Origin of the sequence: Citrobacter sp. Igbk 16, from assembly GCF_028069755.1 — a bacterium.
Lineage (GTDB): Bacteria > Pseudomonadota > Gammaproteobacteria > Enterobacterales > Enterobacteriaceae > Citrobacter.
Window position 1 is genome coordinate 190986 of the sequence record NZ_JANEWJ010000001.1, and the last position, 24519, is coordinate 215504.

The window sequence follows — 24519 nt, forward strand, 5'->3', positions numbered from 1 at the left end:
CATGAAGCCCGATGCACAGCGCGTTAAACAGTTCCTGCTGAGTCTGCAGGATAATATTTGCCAACAGTTATCTGCCGTCGATGGTGCAACGTTTGTTGAAGATAACTGGCAGCGTGAAGCGGGCGGCGGCGGTCGTAGCCGGGTGCTACGTAACGGCGGTATCTTTGAACAAGCGGGGGTGAATTTCTCCCACGTACACGGTGACGCAATGCCAGCCTCTGCTACCGCACATCGGCCAGAGCTTGCCGGGCGCAGCTTTGAGGCGATGGGTGTCTCGCTGGTCGTGCATCCGCAGAATCCGTACATCCCTACCAGCCATGCCAACGTGCGTTTTTTTATCGCCGAAAAACCGGGTGCCGATCCAGTATGGTGGTTTGGCGGTGGCTTTGATTTAACGCCCTACTATGGTTTTGAAGAAGATGCCGTTCACTGGCATCGCACCGCGCTTGAACTCTGCCAACCGTTTGGTGATGACGTGTACCCGCGTTACAAAAAATGGTGCGACGACTACTTCTTTCTGAAGCACCGTAACGAGCAGCGCGGCATTGGTGGGCTGTTTTTTGATGACTTAAATACGCCAGATTTCGACCACTGCTTCGCCTTTACGCAGGCGGTCGGGCAAGGTTACACCGAGGCGTATCTGCCGATCGTCGAACGCCGCAAAGCGATGAGCTGGGGCGAGCGCGAGCGCGATTTCCAACTTTATCGTCGCGGACGCTATGTGGAATTTAATCTGGTGTGGGATCGCGGCACCTTATTCGGTCTGCAGACCGGCGGGCGCACCGAATCGATTCTGATGTCAATGCCGCCGCTGGTGCGCTGGGAGTATGACTGGCAGCCGGAAGCGAACAGCCCGGAAGCCGCCCTTAGCGAATTTATTCAGGTCCGCGACTGGGTGTAATTGCCTGATGGCGCTACGCTTATCAGGCTTACAGCAACGGCAAAACCCGTAGGCCGGATAAGACGCGTTAGCGTCGCATCCGGCACAAGAATGTCATCACGCCCACTGACGCATGCGCTGATGCAGCGTCAGCGAGGGTTTTTCCGCAAACAGCTGCTGGTAATCGGTAGCAAACTGCCCTAAATGCCAGAATCCCCACTGCATCGCAGCGTCCTTCACCGTTGCACTTTGCGACCACGGGCTAATAAGCTCCCGGCGCACAGCATTCAGACGAATACGCTTTAACCAGGCATTCGGTCCGATACCCAGGATCGCGTGAAACGCGTTTTGCAGCGTGCGACGACTCACATGTAGCTGGTTACACAAGTCGAGCACGGTCAGCGGTTCTGACATATTTTCCAGCACATATTCGCGCGCACGCGACAGCAGGCGGCGATAACTCTGATGGCTGATGCTTTCAGCGGTCATAATCGGCTGAGCGTCTTCCAGCATAGTGCCCATCGCCAGCAACAGGTTATCACCCAATACTTTGCGCACCGCCGGCTGATGAAGGTTCTCAGGATTTTCACTAAACGTCGCCAGCGCCTGTTGCACAAAGCCCCATAACGCAGCTTTGTGCTGTTCTTTGACTTCCAGCGCCGACTGGTTGCGCAGCATATGCAGCACCCTTTCCGGGTTATGCAGGAAGTTGGCCTGACGCGCAATCGCCTCTTCCGAAATGACAACCCCCAGAATGGTGTAATCATCCGGTGTGCTCAGCTCAAACTCTGTTCCGCCTGGGCGGGTCGCAATTTCAGCACTGCCAAGGCATTGCGTACCAATAAATCCCTGCTCGCCGCGCGTAGCCGGAATACCAAACCAGAACGAATTCGGCCAAACCAGGCATGACTGGCGCAGCGCAAGACCGGTGTATTCACGGAACACCTGAATATCATCAAGCAGGATTTCCGTGAACTCGCCATGAAATTTTCCCGGATGCAGTTGATCATAAATCTGCTGCCAGGCAGTAATCGTCAGGGCATGCTCATACACATCTGTTGTTCGCCGTTGGTGAACGTTGTCCACCTCCACCTTCGGCGTAAGTTTAACGTCTTCGGGTAATGCTTCATGATAAAGATGGTGCAGGTTTGCAGTACGGGTCTTTTTCATGATCTTTTAAGCCGGAAGCTTCAATGAAGCCCCCGGCCCTCCGACAGGTTAATTTTTTAAGCGATAGCGACTACTGCGTTTACGCAACGCTCCGTCAGAAAAGAGCTGTTCCAGCGCATTTCTGGCTTTATCAAGTGACCAGCCAAAGTGCGCGGCCACTTCCCCTGCCGTCATTCCTTGACGGGTTGATGCCAATAACGCCAGGAGTTCATCAGAAGACTCAGATGTCACAGGCGCTTCCTGTGTCTTTTCCGCTTTGGCTTCTGGTTTCATTTCTGGCTTCGGTGCGGGTTTCTTCGGCGCACGTTTAAAACCGCCGATCAGCCACTGGGTGTCATCATCCGGCCGCCCTATCTCCTTACGGCTGATAACACGGCCTGTACGCGCAGCAGCAGCACTGCCAGCATCCAGCGCAGCGCGGCACGCCGCCAGATCGCCTTCCACCACCAGCGTCAGCCTGCCAGGATCGAGCACTTCGTGGCTAAGCAGTCGCACGTTCGCAGCTTTCAGCATGGCGTCCGCAGCATCAACAGCCGCAACCATGCCATCCACTTCCAGTAATCCCAGTGCATTGATCATCACAACCTCTCTTACGCGCGTTGTACCGGATTACGGGCAATATCCAGAACGGCATCGGCAAAGGCGTTACACGCGGCTTTACAGGCGGCCTGACTACCGGTCAAAAACGCCGCTGAGTAGTTGGTTTCTGACGGTGGTGGAACGTAGGTCACCAGCTGTACATCGGCAGATTTCAGTGCAGCATCAATACCGAATGTCGCTTCCAGCGGCGGTGCCACCAGATAAGCCATAGGATCGCCAAGCCGACATCCCGCTGTCGCGGAAAGATACGAACCCGTGCGCGATACGACGTGCGCCAGGAAGGCGGTATTTTCTGCGTCATTTGCCCACTGGAACGCCGCGCCACTTTCAATATTGGCAACCATGGCGTCCAGGCCCGCGCGAACTTCAGCCGGGTTCGGCCCGCCGAGCATAATCAGCACTTCACCTGCGGTGGGAGAAGGTCCGTGCGCCGCACCGGCATACAATGAGCGGCCATAAACCACTTCGACCATTGCCTGTTTTGTCGCTTCGTCTGCGGCAATATACGCCACGTCATCAGAATCTGCTGTGATGAGCCCGAGGCTACGTATATGTGGCGGTAATTTAAGTTCGCGAGCAAAACCGTCATTTACCGAGGCAATCACGCGCATCGCGGTGACTGAGGGTCTTATCAAATCTAATGCTGGCATGATGCCTCCTTAACGGGTCATATTGATGCCGGATGCTTTCTGCTCCAGCATGCGCTTGGCCAAATCGACGATTACCGCAGCCGCTTCTACCGGAGGCGTACCGCCCTGGTGAATGTTCGAGATACAGGTGCGGTCAGCTTCAACGGTAGTCGCCACGCGCGGTGAATACACCGCGTAGCAGGAAAGGCTCTCCGACTGGCCTAAGCCCGGACGTTCCCCCACCAGTAGGATCACCGCTTTCGCCCCCAGCAGTTCGCCAATCTGATCTTCGATTTTTACGCGACCATAGCGAACAAAGAACGGCGTACCGACCTTCAGCCCGGCTTGTTTTAAACCCGACAGCAGCGGCGGCAGAATCTCTTCGTAGTTGGCGGTGATCGCATCGGTAGACAGGCCATCAGAGATAATCACCTGCACATCCGGGTTAGCCACACACTGCGATTTCAACGCTTCAATGGCTTCCGCACTCAGACGACGCCCCAGATCCGGGCGTGTCAGATACAGATTTTTGTCACTGATTTCTGAACGAACTTCCAGCAACCCTTGCGCTTTCACCCACTCTTCCGGCACCTCTTTTAAGACCGTATCTTTCGAACGCGAATGGTCCGCCAGGAAACGCAACAACGCCTGAGTACGCGGGCGAGGACCGGCACGACCGGTGCACACGCGTGCTGCAGTACTGCGACGCAGTTCAGTCAACACGTCCGCACGGTGTGGATTTTCGACGCCAATCCACGCTTTGGCTTCAGCAGAACCCAAGTCCATCGCACAGCTTTCACCTGTCGGCGCAGCACACTGCGTGGTGCTGCATTTCGCTTCCGGTGACGGTGCCTGAGCCTGCGGCTGTGACTCACCCATTGACGCCATTACGCTGCGTACAATTTCTTCAATCTGTTTTTGATCCATCGTGTGTCATCCCCGCGTCATCAGAAGAACAGTGACGGATCGCCCGCCCGTTTGGTCAGGCGACCGTTTGCCATAATGCCCATGGTTTCCAGCCAGCGCTCAAACTCCGGCGACGGACGCAGGTTCAGCAGCTGGCGCACGGTCGCGGTATCGTGGAATGCAGTGGTCTGGTAGTTGAGCATGATGTCGTCACCGAGCGGCATGCCCATGATGTAGTTGCAGCCAGCGGTGGCGAGCAGAATCATCAGGTTTTCGTTGAGGTTCTGGTCAGCATCAGCATGGTTGGTGTAGCAGCAGTCACAGCCCATTGAGATGCCGCTCAGCTTGCCCATGAAGTGGTCTTCCAGACCGGCACGAATGATCTGACGGTCGTTGTAGAGATACTCTGGTCCGATAAAGCCCACCACGGTGTTCACCAGGAACGGATCGTAGTGACGCGCCAGCCCGTAGTTACGCGCTTCCATCGTCACCTGATCGGCACCAAAGTTAGCGCCAGCAGAAAGCGCAGACCCTTGCCCGGTTTCGAAGTACAGGCAGTTTTCCCCGGCGATACGGTTAAACTCTGCTCCCACAGCACGCGCTTCATCCAGCATCGCCAGCTCAACGCCAAACTCTTTTAAGCCTTTTTCACTGCCGCAGATACTCTGGAAAATCAGCCCGCCCGGCGCGCCGCGACGAATTGCTTCAATCTGCGTGGTGACGTGCGCCAGTACGCAGCCCTGGGTCGGAATGTTAAATTTGTCGATGACGCCATACACGGTATCGAGGACGCGGCTTAAGTTCTCCACATCATCCGTTACCGGGTTGACCCCAATGACCGCATCACCCGCACCGAAGGAAAGACCTTCATAGATTTGAGCGGCGATACTCTGTACATCGTCACGGGTATCGTTCGGCTGCAAACGGCAGCTAAAGGTGCCCGGCAAGCCAATGGTGGTGTTCGCCTTTTTGATCACCGGCATTTTCTTGCCGCCGTAGATCAGGTCCGCGTTGGAACAGATTTTAGCCACCGCAGCAACGACTTCCGACGTTAACCCTTTGCGCGTAAACGCAATGTCATCGACAGAAGTTTCATCGCTCAGCACATACTCGCGCAGCTCACTGATACTCCAGTTTTTGATGCGGTTATAGGCCGTTTCGTTGACGTCATCCTGAATCAGACGCGTTACGCAGTCTTCTTCATAGGAAATCACCGGGTTATTGCGGATATCCGCCACCGTCATTTCCGACAACACCTGCTTGGCAGCCACACGCTCCTGCGAGCTTGTTGCGGCCACTCCTGCCAGCACATCCCCCGAACGCAGTTCGTTGGCTTTTGCCAGCACCTCTTTTACATCCTTAAACTGATAAACATTGCCGAACAATGTGGTCTTTAGTTTCATAAGTCGTTCCCTCAGGAAGGAAATGCGAGTGATTTCACCGTCACCGGCACAACCGATCCGCCAAAAAGAGGCGTACCAATGTCGATATAGTCCCCCGCCCGGACAACCACCTCATCGATGACTGCCAGCGGGTGTTGCTGTAACTGTGGGCGTAACAGCATGCCCAGGGCTTTACCAAAATCCTGCTCGGCTACCACCAGCAGGGGATGCGGATTCGGATAACGCGCGACGAAGGCCAGCAGCGCGTCAATCACCGTTAACAGCGCGGCGTAACGCACCGGTAACGAACCGGGCAGCGCAAGCACATAAGCATCCGTTTGTGGATCCAGATCGAGCTGCATCAATGCCTGTTGCCAGGCAGCAACCAAATCGGACTCATCCACCGGAATCGCCACCGGCAGATTGCGCAGCGGAAGCTGAACACCCTCCAGCCAGATGGTGCTGCCCGAAAGCGACAGCGTATGCGCACCAGCACCAATCACCGTGGCGCGCACGGTTTGCGCCGGGAACTGCACGTTCATCTCACGCAGACGCGGGTGCTCATGCAGCGCCGTGGCGAGCAGTGGCCCGATGTCGGAAAAACAGAACGGATCGGCAGGTTGGTTGCGGTAGCATTCGCCCACCCCGCCGGACAACGTAATCACTTCCGGTTTCACGCCCGCAGGCAGCAGACCGGTTTGCATCAGCGCCTGCGCCAGTGGTGAAAGCGTGCCTTCAATCACTTCCACAATCAGCGCCGCCATCCGTCGCGCCACCTGAACCAGTTGCGTGGCGTTAAGCGAACGCGCATCGGTGCCAGGGCCAAAAACGTCATCGACAATCATCTGTCCCGGCTGATGCGCGTGAACCACGCGCCCCTGGCCGTCCGTTTCCAGCAGACGCCCACCGACGTTCAGGCAGGCTGAACCGCTGACTTTTCCCGCGTCGAACAGCACGTAATTCGACGTCCCGCCACCGATGTCGATATTCAGTACACGGCACAACTTCTGCTCTGACAGGGTCTGGGCACCCGCACCATGACCAGCAATCACCGATTCCAGATGTGGACCGGCGCTGGCCACCACGAAATCACCCAACGACTGGGAGAGCGTCATCACCGCCGGACGCGCATTGCGGGTTTTCGCACTTTCCCCGGTAATGATGATCGCGCCGGAATCGACGGTTTCTGGTGCGATACCCGCCGCCTGATACTGGGCGAGGATCAGCGCTTTCAGTTCGGCTTCTTTCAGCCCGCCCTGCTTATCAACGGGGGTAAAGAAAACCGGGCTTTGCCAGCTAATTTCGCGTTTGATGAATTCGTAGCGCGGCACCTGCGACACTGCCGCACGGTTAACCAGCTCAAGGCGAGAGAAGATCACCTGAGTGGTGGTGGTGCCGATATCGATACCGACGCTCAGTAGCTGGCGAGTATTCACGATTGCGCCTCCGGGTTGGTTTCTACTTCTGCTGGAACATCTTCATCTTTCGGTACCAACAGCATAGCCACACCAATCGCCGTCACGCCGCCAATCAGCTTGCCGACAATCATCGGGAAGATCATGGCGTTCATGTTCGCTGCGGCGAAGCCTAAGTGGTCACCCAGCGCGAAGGCCGCGGAGACCGCAAAGGCGCAGTTGATCACTTTGCCGCGGGTATCCATATTCTTCATCATGCCGAACATTGGGATGTTGTTCGCCAGCGTCGCCACCATACCAGCAGCCGCAATATTATTGATTTTTAACAGGTTACCGACGCTCATCAGCGGTTTTTCAAACCAACGAGTCAGCAGCAACACCATTGGGTACGCACCGAGCAGCACGCAGGAAATAGAACCGATAACTTCGATGGCGCGCATCACTTCACCCGGTTTGTCGCCCGGAGCCATGAAGATAGGATCAAGACCCGGGATCAGCTCCCAGCCGAGCAGGAATTTGACCACCGCAGCCGCCAGACCGATGGTGATCAGCGCCACCAGGAATTTCGCGAAGATCTGGAAGCCGTTGATCATTTTTTCCGGGATAAATTTCAGTCCCAGCGCCACCAGCACGGCCACGATCAGCACCGGGATCATATTCATCAGGATCAGCGCGAAGGTGAACTCCACCGGCTGCCCGTTGATTTCGACGCCGGAGTACATCGCAATCAAACCGCCCGCAATACAACCAATCGGAATGGTGACGATACCGGCCAGCACGCCCAGCGCCAGATAACGACGGTCAGACGGTTCAATAATCCCCAGCGCAACTGGAATGGAGAACACCAACGTCGGCCCCATCATCGCCCCAAGGATCAGGCCAGAGTACAGCCACGCCGCAACGTCGCCGCCCGCCAGTTCTTTCGCCAGGAAGAAGCCGCCCATATCGCACGCCAGCAGCGTTCCGGCAAACATCGACGGGTTCGCGCCCAACATTTCGTACAGCGGAATAATTACTGGCCCGAGCACATGCGCCAGTACCGGTGCCAGCGCGGTCATACCCACCATCGCCAGACCCAACGCGCCCATCGCCATAAAGCCTTCTTCAAACTGGCCGCCCGATCCCTCAATACTCTTACCGAACTTACCGAGGAAGCGTGCCGAACCGCCGAACTGCGACAGGATCCTGTCCACGGCGGCAATCAGCATAAAGAACATCATGATGTACATGATGATTTCGTTAATTCCCATAGCCCCTACTCCCTGTCATTTGTGATTTGTAGGCCGGATAAGACATTTACGTCGCCTCCGGCATTAACGCCGTGTTATTGCCGGATGGCGGTGCGAGCACCTTATCCGGCCTACAGGCATTACCCGGCAGCCGCGTACAGGTCGATAATCTGTGCCTGTGTGGCGGTGCGTGGGTTACTGCGAATACAAATATCCTCCAGCGCGGCGTGAGCCCATGCGCTGTAATGCTCAGGCTTTGCCCCAACGTCAGAGAGTCGTTTGGTCTGGCCCACCTCGTTAATCAGATCGCTAACCGCGCTGATGGCGTCACGATCGTCCGATTTCTTATTGGTTAATGCCCGCCCGATATGGCTGAAGCGTTCGCGACACACCATGCGGTTAAACCCCATGACCGTGGGCAGCAGCATGGCATTAGCCTGTCCGTGCGGGATGTGCAGCGTCGCCCCCGGCTGGTGCGCCATTGCATGGCACAAGCCCAGCCCCGCACTGGAAAACGCCATTCCGGCCATACAGGAGGCCAGTAACATGCTTTCGCGTGCCGCCAAATCCTGACCGTAGCCAACGGCCTTCGGCAGCGATTTGCCGATCATCGCAATCGCGCCAATCGCCAAGCTGTCGGTAAACGGCGTCGCGTTCAGCGCGCTGTAGGCTTCAACCGCATGGGTTAGCGCATCAATTCCGGTCATCGCCGTCACGTGCGCGGGCACACCTTCCGTCAGCGCGGCATCCAGAATCGCCACATCCGGCATCAGGGTTGCATGCGCCAGCACTTTCTTCAGCCCGGTCGCGGCATCAATAATCACCGTGACGTTGGTGGTTTCTGAGCCTGTTCCGGCGGTAGTCGGTACAGCAATCAGTGGCAACCGTGGACGTAACACGCTGCGTTCGTCCATGTCAGCCAGCGTCTGGGTCGGGTTGGTCACCAGCAGTGCGACCGCTTTGGCCGCATCCAGTACGGAACCGCCACCAAAGGCCACGACGCCGTCGCACTTCGATTCACGCAGTTGCGCGACCGCCGCGCAGACATCCGTGATGCACGGCTCGCCCACCGGGCACGGCCACAGCGTCATCGCCACACCTTTCATCGCCAGGCTACGCTCAAGCGAGGCCGTCATTCCCGCCTGATGCAGGAAGCTATCCACCATGACAAACATATGCGTCAGTCCGCGTGTTTGCGCTTCCTGCCCGCAGGTGCTGAGCGCACCCAACCCGCACAATGTGACAGGGGGAACACTAAACGTTTTAACGCGTTGCAGATTCAGGGTGTCGAATGCCTGAAAGAGCGCGGTCTGCAATTCAGCTTGCATAGATTCCTTCCGCTTTTTCTTTTCCGCTATTTGCAATCGCCAGCGGGGTCATGAACAGGCTGTGCTGCGGTAAGTGCACTTGCAGTTCCGGAAAACGCTTACGGAACAGCTCATCGACTCCCGGCTGCATGCAGGAACCACCGGCCAGCCATAAATCGGTAACTCCCTGTCCTGCAATATGGTGAGCTACGATTTCCGCCATCTTTTCGTAGACCGGCTTCACCACCGGCCAAGTTTCTTTACCGTTGCTGCGCTTGTACTGCTCAGCTTCTTCGAGCTGAATGCGGCGATTTCCCGCCAGCGTCAGGGAAATGTGGTGTCCACCGGTCGCTTCATCGGCGGAGTAGGTCACTTTGCCCTGTTTAACAATGGCAATTCCGGTAGTACCACCACCAATATCCACGACCCCGGCGTTATCCAGTTGCAGCAGATCCGCCACCGCGGTCGGCTCGTCTAACACATGACTCACGTCAAGCCCGGCGGATTCCAGCACGTTGATGGAGATACGCGGGTCGGTTCCCGGTGGGAATGAGGTCGCCGCATGGGTAAAACGGCAACCTAACTGTTGTTCAAGCGTATCGAGATGGCGACGAACGATGGTCACCGCACCGAAGAAATCCCAAACGATGCCATCGCGCACAACATCAGCCCAGTCCAGACAGACCGCAACCGGCTGCCCGTCGCTGTCGACAACCATCGACACCACATCACATGTCCCCAAATCAACGCCCAGCCACAGCGGTGATTCGCTCACGGCAGGTGTCTGGTTACATAGCGTTGCCGCTTTTTGCAGTCTGGGTGTGAGCCAACGTTGTTCGTCGTGCGCCATCTCTTTCTCCCTATAGCCTGATGGACTAACTGTTATACGATGCGAAACGCATCCACCAACACACAGCGACGCAGACGCACAAACGTGCGCGCACTGGTCACCCCTTCCCCGGTTGGCGTGGTAATGGTCATCGTGGTCCAGCCTTCGCCACCGAGTCCCAGGCCTGCAATACACGGCCCATTCTTGACGAAAATGCTGGTATCAATGGCGTTAGCCATACGGTTCATATTGTCGATGTTGCGTGAGTGCATTGCCGCCGTGTGGTGGCAACCGCCTTCAAGCGCGACGGCCAGATCAATGGCCTCATCAACGTTGGCAACCCGCACCACTGGCAGTACCGGCATCATCAGTTCGGTGACAGCGAATGGATGCGTGGCCGGGGTTTCGACGAATAACAACCGGGTTTGATCCGGTACGTTCAGGCCAATCGCCGCAGCGATTTTTCCAGCGTCACGCCCGACCCAGTCACGGCTGACCGTACCTTTGCCGCGCTCATCAACATTTTTCAGCAGCACCGGTTGCAGTTGCTCAGCCTGGGCCGCCGTCAGCTTGACCGCATGCTGGCTTTCCATCAGGCGCATCAGTTCGTCAGCAACACTGTCGACAACAATCAGCACTTTTTCGTCGGCACAAATGATGTTGTTATCAAACGATGCGCCTTTGACGATGGACTGTGCAGCACGTACCAGATCGGCCGTTTCATCAACCACCACTGGTGGATTACCCGCACCTGCGGCAATCAGACGTTTATTGGTGTGTTTACGCGCCGATTCCACTACCGCTTCGCCACCGGTTACCACCAGCAGGCCGATACCAGGGTACTTGAACAGACGCTGAGCGGTTTCGATATCCGGGTTGGCAACGGTGACCAGCAGATTCGCCGGGCCACCCGCAGCAACCACCGCCTGGTTGAGCAGGGTGATGGCACGCTGAGAAACACGTTTAGCCGCCGGGTGCGGAGCAAAGACCACGCTGTTACCCGCAGCAATCAGGCTGATGGCGTTGTTAATGACGGTTGCCGCCGGGTTGGTGGACGGTGTCACCGAAGCCACTACGCCCCACGGTGCGTTTTCAATCAAGGTCAAGCCGTTATCGCCGGTCAGAACCTGTGGAGACAGGCATTCCACACCCGGTGTGCCACGGGCCTGAGCCACGTTTTTGGCAAATTTATCTTCAACGCGTCCCATACCGGTTTCACTAACGGCAAGCTCCGCTAATTCTCTGGCGTGTTTTTCGCCCGCTTCACGAATAGCGTGAATGGCCAGTTGGCGCATAGCGACGCTTTTCAGCCCCTGCTGGGCCAGTTTTGCGGCCGCCACTGCGTCATCCAGGGAGGCAAAAACGCCCATTTCTTGAACGGCACTAACGGGCTGGCTGCTGTCTTTCATTTTCAGCAGTACCGCTTTCACGACCTGTTCAATATCCTGTTGATTCATGATTTTCTGCCCTATTTATGGAAGATCACCTGACCACCTGCCACCACTTCATCGACAATGCCAATCACGCACAAATCGACAGGCGATGATTCGTTATGGTGCGCCTGACGGGCTGAGCTTCCGCTGACCAGCAGCACCCACTCTCCGTTTCCAGCTCCGATGCTGTCGATCGCAACAGCACACTGCCCGTCAGGATTTCCCTGGGCATCAATCATTTCCACCATCAGCAACTTATCGTGCGCGAGTCCCTGATGGCGTACGGTACAAACGATTTGTCCTGTGACGATTGCCAGTTTCATACCCGCCTCCGTGGCATATTTCAGGTAAAACCTCCCCCTACCCTCCGCAGAAGGTAATGTGAAAAGGAGAGAGGGTGACGCCAGCAATGATGTGGCGTCACATGGACTACTTACATGTCGTTGCTATCGCCTTTAAAGCTGATCGGGAAGACTTCTTCCAGATCGCCATGCGGGCGCGGAATCACATGTACAGAAACCAGTTCCCCAATGCGCTGTGCTGCAGCAGCACCCGCATCCGTTGCTGCTTTGCAGGCCGCCACGTCGCCACGAACCATTGCGGTAACCAGACCGCCACCGATTTGCTTCACGCCAACCAGTTTCACGCGTGCCGCTTTAACCATTGCGTCAGAAGCCTCAATCAGTGCAACCAGGCCCCGGGTTTCAATCATTCCTAATGCTTCCATTGTGCTTTCCTCTTAAGTAGAAGGGGTCCAGAACGGGACCTAAACAACCAGTGTTTGTGAGGCGTCTTCACGACTCACGTCAGTCTGGCGCGGCACTGCTGCCACCAACGCCAGTTCGATAATTTCCTGTACGCTACAGCCGCGAGAAAGGTCATGAAGCGGTGCAGCAAGCCCTTGAATCAACGGACCGACTGCACGATACCCTCCCAGGCGCTGAGCGATTTTGTAACCAATGTTGCCTGCCTCCAGTGACGGGAAGACCATCACATTGGCATTGCCGTGTAGCGGACTGGCAGGCGCTTTTTGCGCGGCGACATCCGGTACAAAAGCGGCATCAAACTGCAGTTCTCCGTCCACGGTAAGCTGCGGGGCACGCTCACGAACGATCTCGGTCGCCTGCTGCACGTTGGCAACGTTGGGATGGCGCGCACTGCCATTACTTGAAAAGGACAGCATGGCGACACGCGGTTCTTCTCCGGTAATGGCCTGCCAGGTCTGCGCACTGGCAATCGCAATATCCGCCAGTTGTGCAGCAGTTGGCTGCGGCACCACGCTGCAATCGGCAAACCCTAATGACGGCCCGAGGTACTGCGGCAGCATCAGGAAAATCGACGACAGCGTTTTGCATCCCGGCTGTAACCCAATGATGCGTAGCCCTGCACGCAGCACATTCGCGGTTGATGACAGGTTGCCAGCAATACAAACATCGGCTTTACCTGCGCTGACCATCGCTGCCGCGAACATTAGCGGATCGTTGAGTTTCTCAAGTGCATCTGGCGGCGTTTTCTCTCCCGCCCGAGCCAGCCAACGCAGCGCAAATTCCTCTCGCATTTGCGGGTTGCTTTGTGGGTCAATCACCTGAATACCGTCCATTGCCACGCGATGGCTGAGGGCAAACTGGCGTAGCGCGAACGGGCTGGCGACGAGAATGGGATGCGCCAGGCCGTGCTGATGCAGGTAGTTCGCGGCTTTCAGCACCCGAACATCCAGCGCATCCGGGAACACCACCCGAGCGGGTGCGCGCTGGGCGAGTTGACGAGCACGTTCAATGATCATTGCTTCTCCCCCAGTCGCTGTTGGATTTGGCTGACGCTTAGCGGATGCTTCGCCACGCTCAGAATCATCATCACGTAGACCGTACTCGACAGGCGATTCAGCGCCTGCAGAATGTCCGGTCGCAATACTTCAAAACTGCGGGTGATAAACACCTGCGCCGCTACGGTTTCCGTTTCACGGACTTTGGTGCGCAGCAGATTGAGCAATGCAGAATCGCGTCCATGGCTGGCTTCAGGCACCAGATGATCGTGATCCAGATAGCGCAATGGCTGATGCGACAGGCGGTGCAAGTCTTCATCGCTTAAACCGACGATTGACTGCGCGGACAGCGGTTCGTCCATGGCATCGGCACGCATGATGTTGCCCAAACGTGAGCGGATATCCGCCAGCCATGGCTGCCACGGCTCCGCCAGTTCAATCTGCAGCCACACCGCCAGACCAATGGTGCTGTCCAGCGCCGCACGAAATCCCAGTCGCGGATCGCTTTTGGCGACCATCTTGTCTGCCGTCAAATGTGTCAGCGTGTCAGGCTTCTTCATCACCGGTTGATGGCACAGTTCGCAACTGGCCTGTGGATGCGTATCACTACTGGTTAAACCATGCACCGGCTGCGGCTGCTGTTCTTCGTCATCGATAAACAGACTGCCCTGCTCGTCGATAAACTTAATGCGCAGATGTCGGCTTTCCAGCAGTTCCCGGGCAGACGGCGTCAAGCGAGCATCAGCGGGGAGGTGAATTTCAGCTCCTTCGCTAAGCGTGTGATTCGCTCTTAGCCATGCTTCGGTAATGAAATCCTTCATACATCCGCCTTAGCAGGACTGCCAGTTCGCAGGCCAGGCCACATACAGGAATTTCACAGTCGATGGCGTACCAAACTCGATGCTGGAGCCTTTCGGGATAAACATCACATCCCCGGCTTTCGCAATCATGGTTTCGCCTTCATGACGAACGTGCAGTTCGCCTTCCAGAATCATGTCGATTTCGTCGTAGTTCAGCGTCCATGGGAAAAAAGCGTTATCCCACTGCATGAAGCCGGCGGCCATACTGCTGCCGTCCTGGTCGGTCACTAAGTCGGTTAAGCCAACACAGTGCGGTTGAGCACCGTCAAAACGACCAAACTTCACGCTGCTGCCTTCAATGACTTTCACGCCGCCTTTGCCGGTAACCGAGTTAAAGCTCGGCTGCATTCCGCCCTGCTCCAGCGACTGCTTCTCCTTCATGACTTTATCCATCAACTGCGCGACCAGGCTTTCGGTGAACTGCCCTTCCGGCAGTTGCGCGATGATGGTTTCGCGAATGCGCTGACTTTCCGATTTGCCATCATCCACTGGAGCGGCCGCTGCGGCGGTTGCTGCAACTGGTGCTGATTCGTCGCATTCAGTGATAGTGACGCCCAGCAGCTCCGCAACCTCGCGAGCCTCCGGGGTGATGATGCTGGCGCGCAGAACAACCGACAATTCCTGTTCGCCGCGTGCGTGGGCCGCACGAATATCGTTAGCTGTGATGAGTTTTTTCACCTGCCCTTTCCTCCTTTTGGCTGAGCTCAGTCAGATAATCCACCAGGTGCTGCACGCTGCGCGGGTCATGGCTATTGAGTTCAAAAATTGGCTCCTGGAACCCTATCCCGCGAAGTAGTTGTCGCGTTGCGGCGACGTCGGCATCCGGCATGTCCGTTTTACTGATAACGGCGATTTGTCGTTTACTGGCGCCGATATCCAACAGCCCGGCAGGTAAGCGACTTTCTTTATCATTTGCCGCGTGTATATAAATCAACGTATCAACATCTTGCAGCGTGGTAATTAAGGCGTGATACCAGCGCGGATGGCTAAAATATTCTCCGGGTGTATCGATATCACCGTTTTCATTAAACTCCACGGCCTGTGTTTTTCTGGCGAGGGAATAATTTCCCTGGAGCGCATTAAAAAGCGTTGTTTTCCCCGCCCCGACCGTACCGACAAAAGCAATACGTTTCATCGCCGCCTCTGATTAACTTTTTGTCAGGTTGCACAAAGTGAAATTTAATACCCGACCCAGGCCGCTAACGGTCTGCAATAATGCTTCTTCGACCGCACCAACAGAGCCGTAGATCACCAGCGCACCACTGAATCTATCGAGAAAACCGATATGTACATCTGCTGCCTTCATAGCCAAATCGCCGGCGATCATCGCGGTTTCTCCCGGCGTAAGCGTCATGATGCCGATAGCACCCGCTTCGGGAACGCCGATCTTTTTCGCCAGTTCTTCACCGGGGTGCGCAATCAGATGCGCCAGCGTGACCTGTTTTCCCGGCACAAATTCCTGAATGATGCGTTCTTTTTCCATTGCTCACCGCCTCTGCTAAAACTGTCCTCATCGTGGCAATTTTTTGTCAGAGTAAATAACAAAATTCGGCAAGTGGGTTTAAAAGGTGAAGTAGATCACTAAGAAATGAAAAATAAAAAGGCGCGGGAGAACCCCGCGCCGGAAATAATTAAAGTGAAATTACAGCGGTTGCGTTTGGGCTTCTACGACCGCCAGCGCCACCATATTAACGATACGACGAACAGAGGCAATTGGCGTTAATACGTGAACAGGTTTAGCGACCCCCATCAGCACCGGCCCCACGGTAACACCTTCCGAACTGGAAACGCGTAGTAAGTTGTAACTAATACGGGCAGCTTCCATATTCGGCATCACCAGAATATTGGCTGAGCCTTTCAGCGGGCTGTCCGGCATCCGATCGTTACGAATGCTCTCTACCAGCGCCGCATCACCGTGCATTTCACCGTCGATCATCAGCTCAGGCGCACGCGCCTTAATCAGCTCCAGCGCGTCGCGCATTTTGCTGGCGGATGGGCAATTGGAAGAGCCAAAGTTAGAGTGCGACAGCAACGCCACTTTCGGTTCGATACCGAAACGACGCACTGTTTCTGCCGCCATCACGGCGATTTCAGCCAGCTGTTCCGGCGTCGGGTCATCGTTAACGTAGGTATCCGCAATAAAGGTGTTTCCGCTTGGCAGCAGCAGCGCATTCATCGCCCCTGCCGTATGGACACCTTCACGATGACCAAACACCTCTTTCACCACGCTGAAATGCTCATGGTAGTCGCCAATCGTACCGCAGATCATTGCATCTGCTTCGCCACGCTGCACCATGATCGCACCGATCACCGTGGTGTTGGCGATCACTGCGCGCTGCGCCTGTTCCTGGGTGATCCCCCGGCGCTTCATGATCTGGTAATACTCGCTCCAGTACTCTTTGAAGCGTGGATCGGATTCATTATTGACGATCTCGAAATCGACGCCAGCTTTGATCTGCAAACCCAACTTCTGGATACGCATTTCGATCACACTCGGACGACCAATCAGGATCGGCTTCGCCAGGCCTAAGGTGATCAATTCCTGCGTTGCGTGCAGTACACGCGCTTCTTCCCCTTCCGTCAGCACCACACGCTTCGGCGCTTTGCGCGCCAGCGAGAAAATCGGCTTCATGAACAGGTTGGTTTTGTAAACGAATTCGGTCAGCTTATCGATGTAAGCGTCAAAATCAGCAATCGGACGTGTTGCCACACCGGAGTCCATCGCCGCTTTCGCTACCGCTGGCGCGATTTTGACAATCAATCGTGGGTCAAACGGTTTAGGAATAATGTATTCCGGGCCGAAGCTCAGATCCTGATCGCCGTAAGCCGAAGCCACGACTTCGCTCTGTTCAGCATGCGCCAGTTCTGCGATCGCGTGTACCGCGGCCAGTTTCATCTCTTCGTTGATGGCGGTAGCACCCACATCCAGCGCACCACGGAAGATGAACGGGAAGCACAGGACGTTGTTTACCTGGTTCGGGTAGTCGGAACGACCAGTACAGATGATGGCATCAGACCGGACTTCTTTCGCCAACGGCGGCAGGATTTCCGGTTCCGGGTTGGCGAGTGCCAGGATCATTGGCGCACGGGCCATTTTCTTGACCATTTCCTGAGTCAATACTTTCGGACCCGAGCAGCCGAGGAAAATGTCTGCACCGTCAATCACGTCATCCAGCGTACGCTTACCGTCATCTACCACCGCATAAGCCGCTTTGGTTTCCGCCATATTCGGCTCGCGGTCTTTGTAAATCACGCCTTTGGAGTCGCAGACCACAATATTGTGCTTCTGCATACCCAGCGCCACCAGCAGGTTCATACAGGCAATCGCCGCAGCACCTGCGCCAGACACCACCATGCGCACATCAGAAATATTCTTCTCTACCACCCGCAGACCGTTAAGAATGGCGGCCGTACTGATAATCGCAGTGCCGTGCTGGTCATCATGGAATACCGGAATATTCATGCGCTCACGCAGCTTTTGCTCAATGTAGAAACATTCCGGCGCTTTGATGTCTTCGAGGTTGATACCGCCAAATGTAGGTTCGAGGGCCGCCACGACATTGATAAATTTATCCGGATCGAGTTCATCGACTTCAATATCGAACACGTCAATTCCGGCGAATTTCTTAAACAGAACGCCTTTACCTTCCATCACGGGTTTACCGGCTAGTGCACCGATGTTACCCAGTCCCAGCACCGCAGTACCGTTAGAGATAACCGCGACAAGGTTGCCACGCGCGGTATATTTGTAGGCTGCCAGCGGGTCTTTTTCAATTTCAAGGCACGGTGCAGCTACGCCCGGCGAGTAGGCCAGAGCAAGATCGCGCTGTGTTGCCAGCGGCTTGGTCGGAGAAACCTGGATTTTACCGGGTACTGGAAATTCGTGGAAATCGAGGGCGCTTTGTTTTAACTGGTCATCCATCTTGTTGTTCCTTTCACGTATCTATCAAAAAAGTGGCGCGGGTAACCATTCTGCTGAGCCGCACATTATCACCTCAGTCAGCGGCACAAACTTTGAAGGCCTCCAAACTCTCACCATTCAAAGAAAGAATTTGTTATCAATTTATAACAGCTATGTTACCTGCTTAAGCCAGCAATACCATGCCTGTCTGCTATGCTTTTTGCTGACAACGCCCGCAATTTTCCCAAAAGTGTGAATCACAACACGCATCTAACGCTTTACTTTTCAAGGAGTATTTCCTATGACCCGTAAAGAGCTTGCCAATGCCATTCGTGCGCTGAGTATGGATGCCGTCCAAAAAGCTAACTCTGGCCATCCCGGTGCACCGATGGGCATGGCCGATATCGCGGAAGTACTGTGGAACGATTTTCTCCACCACAATCCAACCGACCCCAGCTGGTACGATCGTGACCGATTTATCCTGTCCAACGGTCATGCCTCTATGTTGCTCTACAGCCTGCTACACCTTTCAGGCTACGATCTGCCGTTAGAAGAGCTAAAGAATTTCCGCCAACTGCACTCAAAGACGCCAGGGCATCCGGAAATTGGCTACACACCGGGCGTGGAAACCACCACGGGTCCACTGGGTCAGGGACTCGCAAACGCGGTTGGGATGGCCATAGCTGAACGGACGCTGGCTGCACAATTTAATCAGCCGGATCACGAAATTGTCAGTCATTTCACCTACGTCTTTATGGGTGACGGCTGTCTGATGGAAGGGATTTCTCACGAAGCCTGCTCACTTGCGGGCACGCTGGGGCTAGGTAAACTGATCGGTTTCTACGATCACAACGGTATCTCGATTGATGGCGAAACCAAAGGCTGGTTTACCGACGATACCGCGAAACGCTTTGAAGCTTATCACTGGCATGTGGTGCACGAGATTGACGGCCACGACCCTGAAGCAGTGAAGCAAGCGATTGTGGAAGCACAGCGCGTTACCGATAAGCCGTCGCTGATTATTTGTCGGACGGTGATTGGTTTTGGCTCCCCCAATAAGGCAGGTAAAGAAGAAGCGCACGGCGCCGCGCTGGGTGAACAAGAAGTGGCGTTGACCCGTCAGAAACTGGGCTGGCATCACCCGCCCTTTGAGATCCCGAAAGAAATTTACCGGGCATGGGATGCACGCGAAAAAGGGGAAAAAGCGCAACAGAACTGGAATGCGAAATTCGCGGCTTACCAACACGCATACCCGGAACTGGCAGCAGAGTTTACCCGCCGGATGCGCGGCGAACTCCCCGACGAATGGGAAAAAACAACCCAGAAATACATTACCGAACTGCAGGCTAATCCGGCCAAAATCGCCAGCCGCAAGGCTTCGCAAAATACACTGAACGCCTACGGGCCAATACTCCCTGAACTGCTGGGTGGTTCGGCAGATCTCGCACCCAGCAACCTGACTATCTGGAAAGGCTCAGCATCTCTGAAAGAAGATCTCGCCGGCAATTATATTCACTACGGCGTGCGTGAATTTGGCATGACCGCCATTGCCAACGGCATCGCTCATCATGGTGGTTTTGTGCCATATACGGCGACCTTCCTGATGTTTGTTGAGTATGCGCGTAACGCCGCACGCATGGCGGCACTCATGAAAGCCAGGCAGATCATGGTCTATACCCATGACTCGATTGGCCTGGGAGAAGATGGACCGACGCACCAGGCCGTCGAACAACTCGCCAGCCTGCGCCTGACACCTAACTTCAGCACCTGGCGTCCGTGCGATCAGGTGGAGACAGCGGTCGGCTGGAAGCTGGCGGTGGAGCGTCATGACGGACCCACGGCGTTGATCCTCTCAAGACAGAATCTGGCACAGATTGAACGTACGCCCGAGCAGGTGAAGCAGATTGCCCGCGGTGGCTATGTGCTGAAAGACAGTGGAGGAAAACCCGATGTGATCCTGATTGCCACAGGTTCAGAAATGGAAATTACATTGCTGGCGGCGGAAAAGCTGACGGGTGAAGGCCGCAATGTCCGTGTGGTTTCACTGCCCTCAACAGATATTTTCGACGCCCAGGATGAGGCTTACCGGGAATCGGTTCTGCCGGCAAACGTGAGCGCACGCGTGGCAGTAGAAGCGGGTATTGCCGACTACTGGTACAAATATGTCGGTCTGAAAGGCGCAATTGTCGGCATGACGGGGTATGGGGAATCTGCTCCGGCAGACAAACTGTTCCCTTTCTTCGGCTTTACGGTGGAGAACATCGTCGAAAAAGCGCATAAAGTGCTGAACGCCTGATGGCGACGCTCACGCGTCTTAGCAGGCCGACGAAATCTATCACCTTCAGCCCGTATAAGGCGCAGTCGCATCCGGCATTAAATTAACGCGTGATCCACAGCGTGGGCCAGGCATCTGGTCCATGCCAGTTATCACAACTTGGCTCTTGTGCGTAACGCACCAAACGAAAGCGCTGGCCGTCAAACCGCCAGCGAGTCTGGATCCCGCAGTCCGATAAACCTCGCCCTTTGGCGAGAGTGACCAACTCACGAGATTTCTCGTCAAACGTGGCATTGGTCAGCTCCATGTCGGTACTGTCTGCATCGGTTTTAAATGGCAGGCTCAGACGTACAGCGCGAGAGGTAAACGGTGTTGCACGAGAAACGGTCCATGCCAGATCGATCGTGTTGTATGCCCCTGCTTCGCAGCCTATCATCAGCAGAGCTTTATCGTCCGTTAAGGCGAAAACCCGAATCTCACGACGCATGGGATCGAGTGAACAGCGGATGCCATTGATCCGCCAGTTGCCATAATCCAACAGCTCGCTACGCTCCTGTTGAGTGAGTGGCGTTGGCGTGGAATTAACCACCGCCACACCTTTCAGGGCGGGAGCCGGCGGAACGCTGAGCGGCGGCTCGTCTCCTTTCTCAATCCAGGCGGTTTCACTACCGACGCGCTTTTGTTGCGCATCAATAAACAACAATGCTGCTTTCAGCCCAGACAGAGACAGCGTTTGCGTACCTTTTTGTAGGGTAATGGCTTTCGCATCCTGCACGGTTTGTAAAAATGTACCGATGGTAGCCGGATCATCCGTCATCAAATGCCAGGGCGTAATACGCCAGTGTTCACCGGCCAATGGGAGTGGCGCGCCGTCCAGCAGCAAGCGCGGCGCAATATCGGCTTCTTTGACATCAGGAGAATCCATACCGCCAAGTTCAATACGTAACACAGCATCGGTATGCGCCCCGGCACTGCGGCTCAGGGTCATCACCAGGCCGTGATGATCTCCCGTATTTCGCGCCACGCAGAAGTTTTGATTGTTGCAGGTCACCTGCCAATCAGAAAATGCCTGTTGCGCAGGTGCCGCCCACAGCAAGCGGGCCGGTAACAGGCCGAGCAGGAACAAGAAAATAATGCGATAGCGCATGGACGGTACAACCCCAAAATCAAAACACACAGCCCAGGCGGTATCTTCCTTGCGCGACTGATGAGGCTCAATAAGAATCGTCGGATTGGCCTGTATCTTTGTAAAGAAATATAAACTCTGACCGCTAATCCATAAGATGCGACGATTGCAGGTAGTTAAGTAACAGCACCGTTTTCCCGTCGCGAATCTCGCCCGTTTTGATCATCGATAGTGCCTGTTCAAAAGGCAATTCCAGTACTTCAATATCCTCATCTTCAATACCGCCACCCGCATTTGCCCGTTGGCTGTCACTGTATTGCGCGATAAAAAAGTGAATGATCTCCGTCACGCCGCCCGGCGACATATATAACTCAAAAAGTTTCCGTGCTTCGCCCACTTCATAGCCGGTCTCTTCAATAGCTTCTTTACGAATGCAAACTTCCGGTTCATCGTTGTCCAGCAACCCGGCGCAGGCTTCAATCAGTTGTCCACTTTCATTGCCGTTGACCCAGGTCGCAATACGAAACTGACGGGTCAGCACGACGTTTTTTTTCTCCGGGTTATACAGCAAAACGGTGGCACCGTTACCGCGATCGTAAACCTCACGTTTGTGGCGAATGACCTCGCCATTGCTGCGGGTCAGGTCATAGGTGATATTGCGCAGGATGAAGTAGTTATCAGAAAGGACTTTATCTTTGATGAGGGTAATTTTTTGCGACATACCGGCTCCACAGCAAGAAGTGAGAAATAATACTACGCCGTGAAACCGGGTTTGTCTTGACCTTAGGCTAATGAGATTTGACTGATTTTACGCCCAGCCAGTCAATGATGCCCTGTGCGGCATGTCGCCCTTCCGCCATCGCAGTAACGACCAGGTCCGCACCGCGAACTGCATCACCACCAGCAAAGATTTTCGGATTACTGGTTTGATACCGGTATGCACTCTCCACATTCGCTGCAATACGTCCCCAGTTGTCGACCTTCACACCCTGACTCTCAAGCCACGGCATACCGTGCGGGTGAAAACCAAACGCCATAATCACCGCATCAGCGGGCATGACAAACTCACTCCCGGCAACAGGGACCGGGCGACGACGCCCCTGAGCATCAGGCTCACCGAGTTGGGTACGTAAAAAACGTACGCCGCTGACGCGTCCATCAGCCTTTAACATCAGTTCAACCGGCTGAACGTTAAATTCAAAATTGGCCCCCTCTTCACGCGCGTTCTTCACCTCTTTTTTCGAGCCTGGCATGTTGGCTTCATCACGACGATAGGCGCAGGTCACCTGACTCGCACCGTGACGTAACGCGGTTCGTACACAGTCCATCGCCGTATCGCCGCCGCCCAGCACGACAACGTTCAGCCCTGCGGTATCAATAAAGGGCTCTTCCGGCAGCGCATCCAGCCCCATCACCTGTTTGGTATTGGCAATCAGGAACGGCAGCGCATCATAAACGCCCGGCGCATCTTCATTTGGCAGATCGGCTTTCATCGAACGATAGGTACCAACCCCCACAAATACGGCGTCGTAATCGTCCAGCAACGAGGACAGCGCCACGTCTTTACCCACTTCGCAGTTCAGTTCGAAATGAATACCCATGGCGCTAAAGATTTCACGGCGGCGCGCCAGCAACGATTTGTCCAACTTGAAAGCCGGAATGCCAAACGTCAGCAAGCCGCCAATTTCAGGATGACGATCGAACACGGTGGCGCTGACGCCGTTTCGCGCTAACACATCAGCACAGGCAAGACCTGCCGGACCAGCGCCAATAATGGCGACACGTTTATCGACTTTCTGTACATGGCTTAGGTCGGGTCGCCATCCTTTGCTCAGCGCACGGTCAGAAATATAACGTTCAATATTGCCGATAGTCACCGCGCCATGTTCGTTTCGCACCGTGCAGGCCCCTTCGCACAGTCGGTCCTGCGGACAGACGCGCCCAGTCACCTCTGGCAGGCAGTTAGTCTGGTGAGAAAGCTCTACCGCCGCATCAATGTTCCCGGCTTTTACCAGTTCAATCCACTGCGGGATGTGGTTATGCAGTGGGCATGTCCATTCGCAAATACTGTGCTCGCCACACTTCAGGCAGCGAGATGCTTCCCGCTCCGCCTGCGCCGTACGAAATGGCAGGTATATTTCATCAAAGCTGGTTTTACGGGCTTCTATAGCCAATTTATCCGGCTCACCGCGCGGTGGCGTCGCCTGCATCTGCTCGCGCCTGGTGAGCAAATGGGGCGTAAAATCGGTCTCGCTGGCATGCCAGGGCTGACTTTCGAGACTTGCCGTACGCAGCCGGCGTGCTTTTGATAATCCGGTAAGCGAACTTTCCGTCACCAGTTGTAACGCCTGCGCCGGACAGTTCTCCACGCAAGCCGGCCCCTCTTCACGCCCCTGACACAGGTCGCATTTGTGCGCTGTTGCTTTTACCTTTCCTTTAGCGACAGGAGTGAGTACGATCTGCATCGTACCAAAAGGACAGGCAACGACGCACGATTTGCAGCCAATACACTTTTGCGCATTCACCTGAACGCTGTCGTGCTCATGACTAATGGCCCCATTCGGGCAACTTCTGGCACAAGGGGCATCTTCACAGTGGTGGCAGGTGACTGCACTGCGCTGTTGCTGATGCTTGATGACGGTAATTCGGGGCTGAAAATGCCGTTGGCTCAGGACATGTTGCTCGTCATTGTGGGCCATGACGCAGGCGACCTCACAGGCGTGGCATCCCAGGCACTGTTGGCTATTGACCATAATAAAACGATTCATGGCTTCCTTCTTTTTTGGTTGCGAAAACCTTATTCTTTATATGACTG

The 24519-nt window shown here is 55.3% G+C and carries 23 protein-coding genes; 2 read left to right on the forward strand and 21 right to left on the reverse strand.

Annotation, left to right across the window (positions count from 1 at the left end):
- Position 1: 1 nt before the first annotated feature.
- Complete coding sequence (hemF, locus tag NNO03_RS00925) at positions 2 to 901, forward strand: oxygen-dependent coproporphyrinogen oxidase (RefSeq protein WP_271448579.1); 900 nt, start codon at positions 2 to 4, stop codon at positions 899 to 901.
- Between the two features lie 96 nt (positions 902 to 997).
- Here hemF and eutR read toward each other — a convergent pair whose 3' ends face one another.
- The 18 genes from eutR to maeB all read right to left on the reverse strand — a co-directional run bounded on the left by eutR (position 998) and on the right by maeB (position 18324).
- Complete coding sequence (gene eutR / locus NNO03_RS00930) at positions 998 to 2050, reverse strand: HTH-type transcriptional regulator EutR (RefSeq protein WP_271440178.1); 1053 nt, start codon at positions 2048 to 2050, stop codon at positions 998 to 1000.
- Positions 2051 to 2098: 48 nt separating this feature from the next.
- Complete coding sequence (gene eutK / locus NNO03_RS00935; protein WP_137384737.1) at positions 2099 to 2629, reverse strand: ethanolamine utilization microcompartment protein EutK; 531 nt, start codon at positions 2627 to 2629, stop codon at positions 2099 to 2101.
- 11 nt (positions 2630 to 2640) lie between these two features.
- A complete protein-coding gene (gene eutL, locus NNO03_RS00940; RefSeq protein WP_198903394.1) occupies positions 2641 to 3300 on the reverse strand; it encodes an ethanolamine utilization microcompartment protein EutL in 660 nt (219 codons plus the stop codon).
- Positions 3301 to 3309: 9 nt separating this feature from the next.
- Positions 3310 to 4206, reverse strand: a complete 897-nt coding sequence (gene eutC / locus NNO03_RS00945; RefSeq protein ID WP_271440177.1) for an ethanolamine ammonia-lyase subunit EutC — start codon at positions 4204 to 4206, stop codon at positions 3310 to 3312.
- A gap of 20 nt (positions 4207 to 4226) precedes the next feature.
- Positions 4227 to 5588 (reverse strand): ethanolamine ammonia-lyase subunit alpha, encoded by a 1362-nt coding sequence (gene eutB / locus NNO03_RS00950; RefSeq protein WP_003038029.1) that lies wholly within the window; start codon positions 5586 to 5588, stop codon positions 4227 to 4229.
- Positions 5589 to 5599: 11 nt separating this feature from the next.
- On the reverse strand, positions 5600 to 7003 hold the full coding sequence (eutA, locus tag NNO03_RS00955; RefSeq protein WP_271448580.1) for an ethanolamine ammonia-lyase reactivating factor EutA: 1404 nt from the start codon (positions 7001 to 7003) through the stop codon (positions 5600 to 5602).
- A complete protein-coding gene (gene eutH / locus NNO03_RS00960) occupies positions 7000 to 8232 on the reverse strand; it encodes an ethanolamine utilization protein EutH (RefSeq protein ID WP_003835043.1) in 1233 nt (410 codons plus the stop codon). The genes eutA and eutH overlap by 4 nt, the downstream gene beginning before the upstream one ends.
- Before the next feature lie 119 nt (positions 8233 to 8351).
- Complete coding sequence (gene eutG / locus NNO03_RS00965) at positions 8352 to 9539, reverse strand: ethanolamine utilization ethanol dehydrogenase EutG (protein WP_271448581.1); 1188 nt, start codon at positions 9537 to 9539, stop codon at positions 8352 to 8354.
- Positions 9529 to 10368, reverse strand: coding sequence for an ethanolamine utilization protein EutJ (gene eutJ, locus NNO03_RS00970; RefSeq protein ID WP_271448582.1), 840 nt, complete (start codon positions 10366 to 10368; stop codon positions 9529 to 9531). Before eutJ ends, eutG begins: the two co-directional genes overlap by 11 nt.
- 32 nt (positions 10369 to 10400) lie before the next feature.
- Positions 10401 to 11804 carry an aldehyde dehydrogenase family protein gene (locus tag NNO03_RS00975; protein WP_271448583.1) on the reverse strand — a complete coding sequence of 468 codons (1404 nt, stop codon included), beginning with the start codon at positions 11802 to 11804 and terminating at the stop codon, positions 10401 to 10403.
- A gap of 11 nt (positions 11805 to 11815) precedes the next feature.
- Complete coding sequence (eutN, locus tag NNO03_RS00980; protein WP_137384744.1) at positions 11816 to 12103, reverse strand: ethanolamine utilization microcompartment protein EutN; 288 nt, start codon at positions 12101 to 12103, stop codon at positions 11816 to 11818.
- Between the two features lie 110 nt (positions 12104 to 12213).
- Positions 12214 to 12507: an ethanolamine utilization microcompartment protein EutM gene (eutM, locus tag NNO03_RS00985; protein ID WP_003835054.1), complete on the reverse strand. Its 294-nt coding sequence runs from the start codon at positions 12505 to 12507 to the stop codon at positions 12214 to 12216.
- A 39-nt stretch (positions 12508 to 12546) separates the two neighbouring features.
- The gene (gene pta, locus NNO03_RS00990; RefSeq protein WP_271448584.1) at positions 12547 to 13563 is read right to left on the reverse strand and encodes a phosphate acetyltransferase; all 1017 of its coding nucleotides are present in this window, start codon (positions 13561 to 13563) and stop codon (positions 12547 to 12549) included.
- Positions 13560 to 14363: an ethanolamine utilization cob(I)yrinic acid a,c-diamide adenosyltransferase EutT gene (eutT, locus tag NNO03_RS00995; protein ID WP_271440172.1), complete on the reverse strand. Its 804-nt coding sequence runs from the start codon at positions 14361 to 14363 to the stop codon at positions 13560 to 13562. Before eutT ends, pta begins: the two co-directional genes overlap by 4 nt.
- A gap of 9 nt (positions 14364 to 14372) precedes the next feature.
- The gene (gene eutQ / locus NNO03_RS01000; RefSeq protein WP_271448585.1) at positions 14373 to 15080 is read right to left on the reverse strand and encodes an ethanolamine utilization acetate kinase EutQ; all 708 of its coding nucleotides are present in this window, start codon (positions 15078 to 15080) and stop codon (positions 14373 to 14375) included.
- Complete coding sequence (gene eutP, locus NNO03_RS01005; protein ID WP_016153958.1) at positions 15058 to 15537, reverse strand: ethanolamine utilization acetate kinase EutP; 480 nt, start codon at positions 15535 to 15537, stop codon at positions 15058 to 15060. The genes eutQ and eutP overlap by 23 nt, the downstream gene beginning before the upstream one ends.
- 12 nt (positions 15538 to 15549) lie before the next feature.
- Positions 15550 to 15885, reverse strand: a complete 336-nt coding sequence (eutS, locus tag NNO03_RS01010; RefSeq protein WP_137384748.1) for an ethanolamine utilization microcompartment protein EutS — start codon at positions 15883 to 15885, stop codon at positions 15550 to 15552.
- Between the two features lie 159 nt (positions 15886 to 16044).
- Positions 16045 to 18324, reverse strand: coding sequence for an NADP-dependent oxaloacetate-decarboxylating malate dehydrogenase (gene maeB, locus NNO03_RS01015; protein WP_271440170.1), 2280 nt, complete (start codon positions 18322 to 18324; stop codon positions 16045 to 16047).
- A 280-nt stretch (positions 18325 to 18604) separates the two neighbouring features.
- Here maeB and tkt point away from each other — a divergent pair, with 280 nt between their 5' ends.
- Entirely contained in the window at positions 18605 to 20599 is a 1995-nt protein-coding gene (gene tkt, locus NNO03_RS01020; protein WP_271448586.1) for a transketolase, read from the forward strand.
- Positions 20600 to 20681: 82 nt separating this feature from the next.
- Here tkt and NNO03_RS01025 read toward each other — a convergent pair whose 3' ends face one another.
- From NNO03_RS01025 to aegA, 3 genes are all read right to left on the reverse strand, one after another.
- Positions 20682 to 21725, reverse strand: a complete 1044-nt coding sequence (locus tag NNO03_RS01025) for a DUF1176 domain-containing protein (protein ID WP_271448587.1) — start codon at positions 21723 to 21725, stop codon at positions 20682 to 20684.
- A 124-nt stretch (positions 21726 to 21849) separates the two neighbouring features.
- Entirely contained in the window at positions 21850 to 22425 is a 576-nt protein-coding gene (gene nudK / locus NNO03_RS01030; protein ID WP_137345512.1) for a GDP-mannose pyrophosphatase NudK, read from the reverse strand.
- Between the two features lie 67 nt (positions 22426 to 22492).
- Positions 22493 to 24472 carry a formate-dependent uric acid utilization protein AegA gene (aegA, locus tag NNO03_RS01035; protein WP_271448588.1) on the reverse strand — a complete coding sequence of 660 codons (1980 nt, stop codon included), beginning with the start codon at positions 24470 to 24472 and terminating at the stop codon, positions 22493 to 22495.
- Between the last annotated feature and the right edge of the window lie 47 nt (positions 24473 to 24519).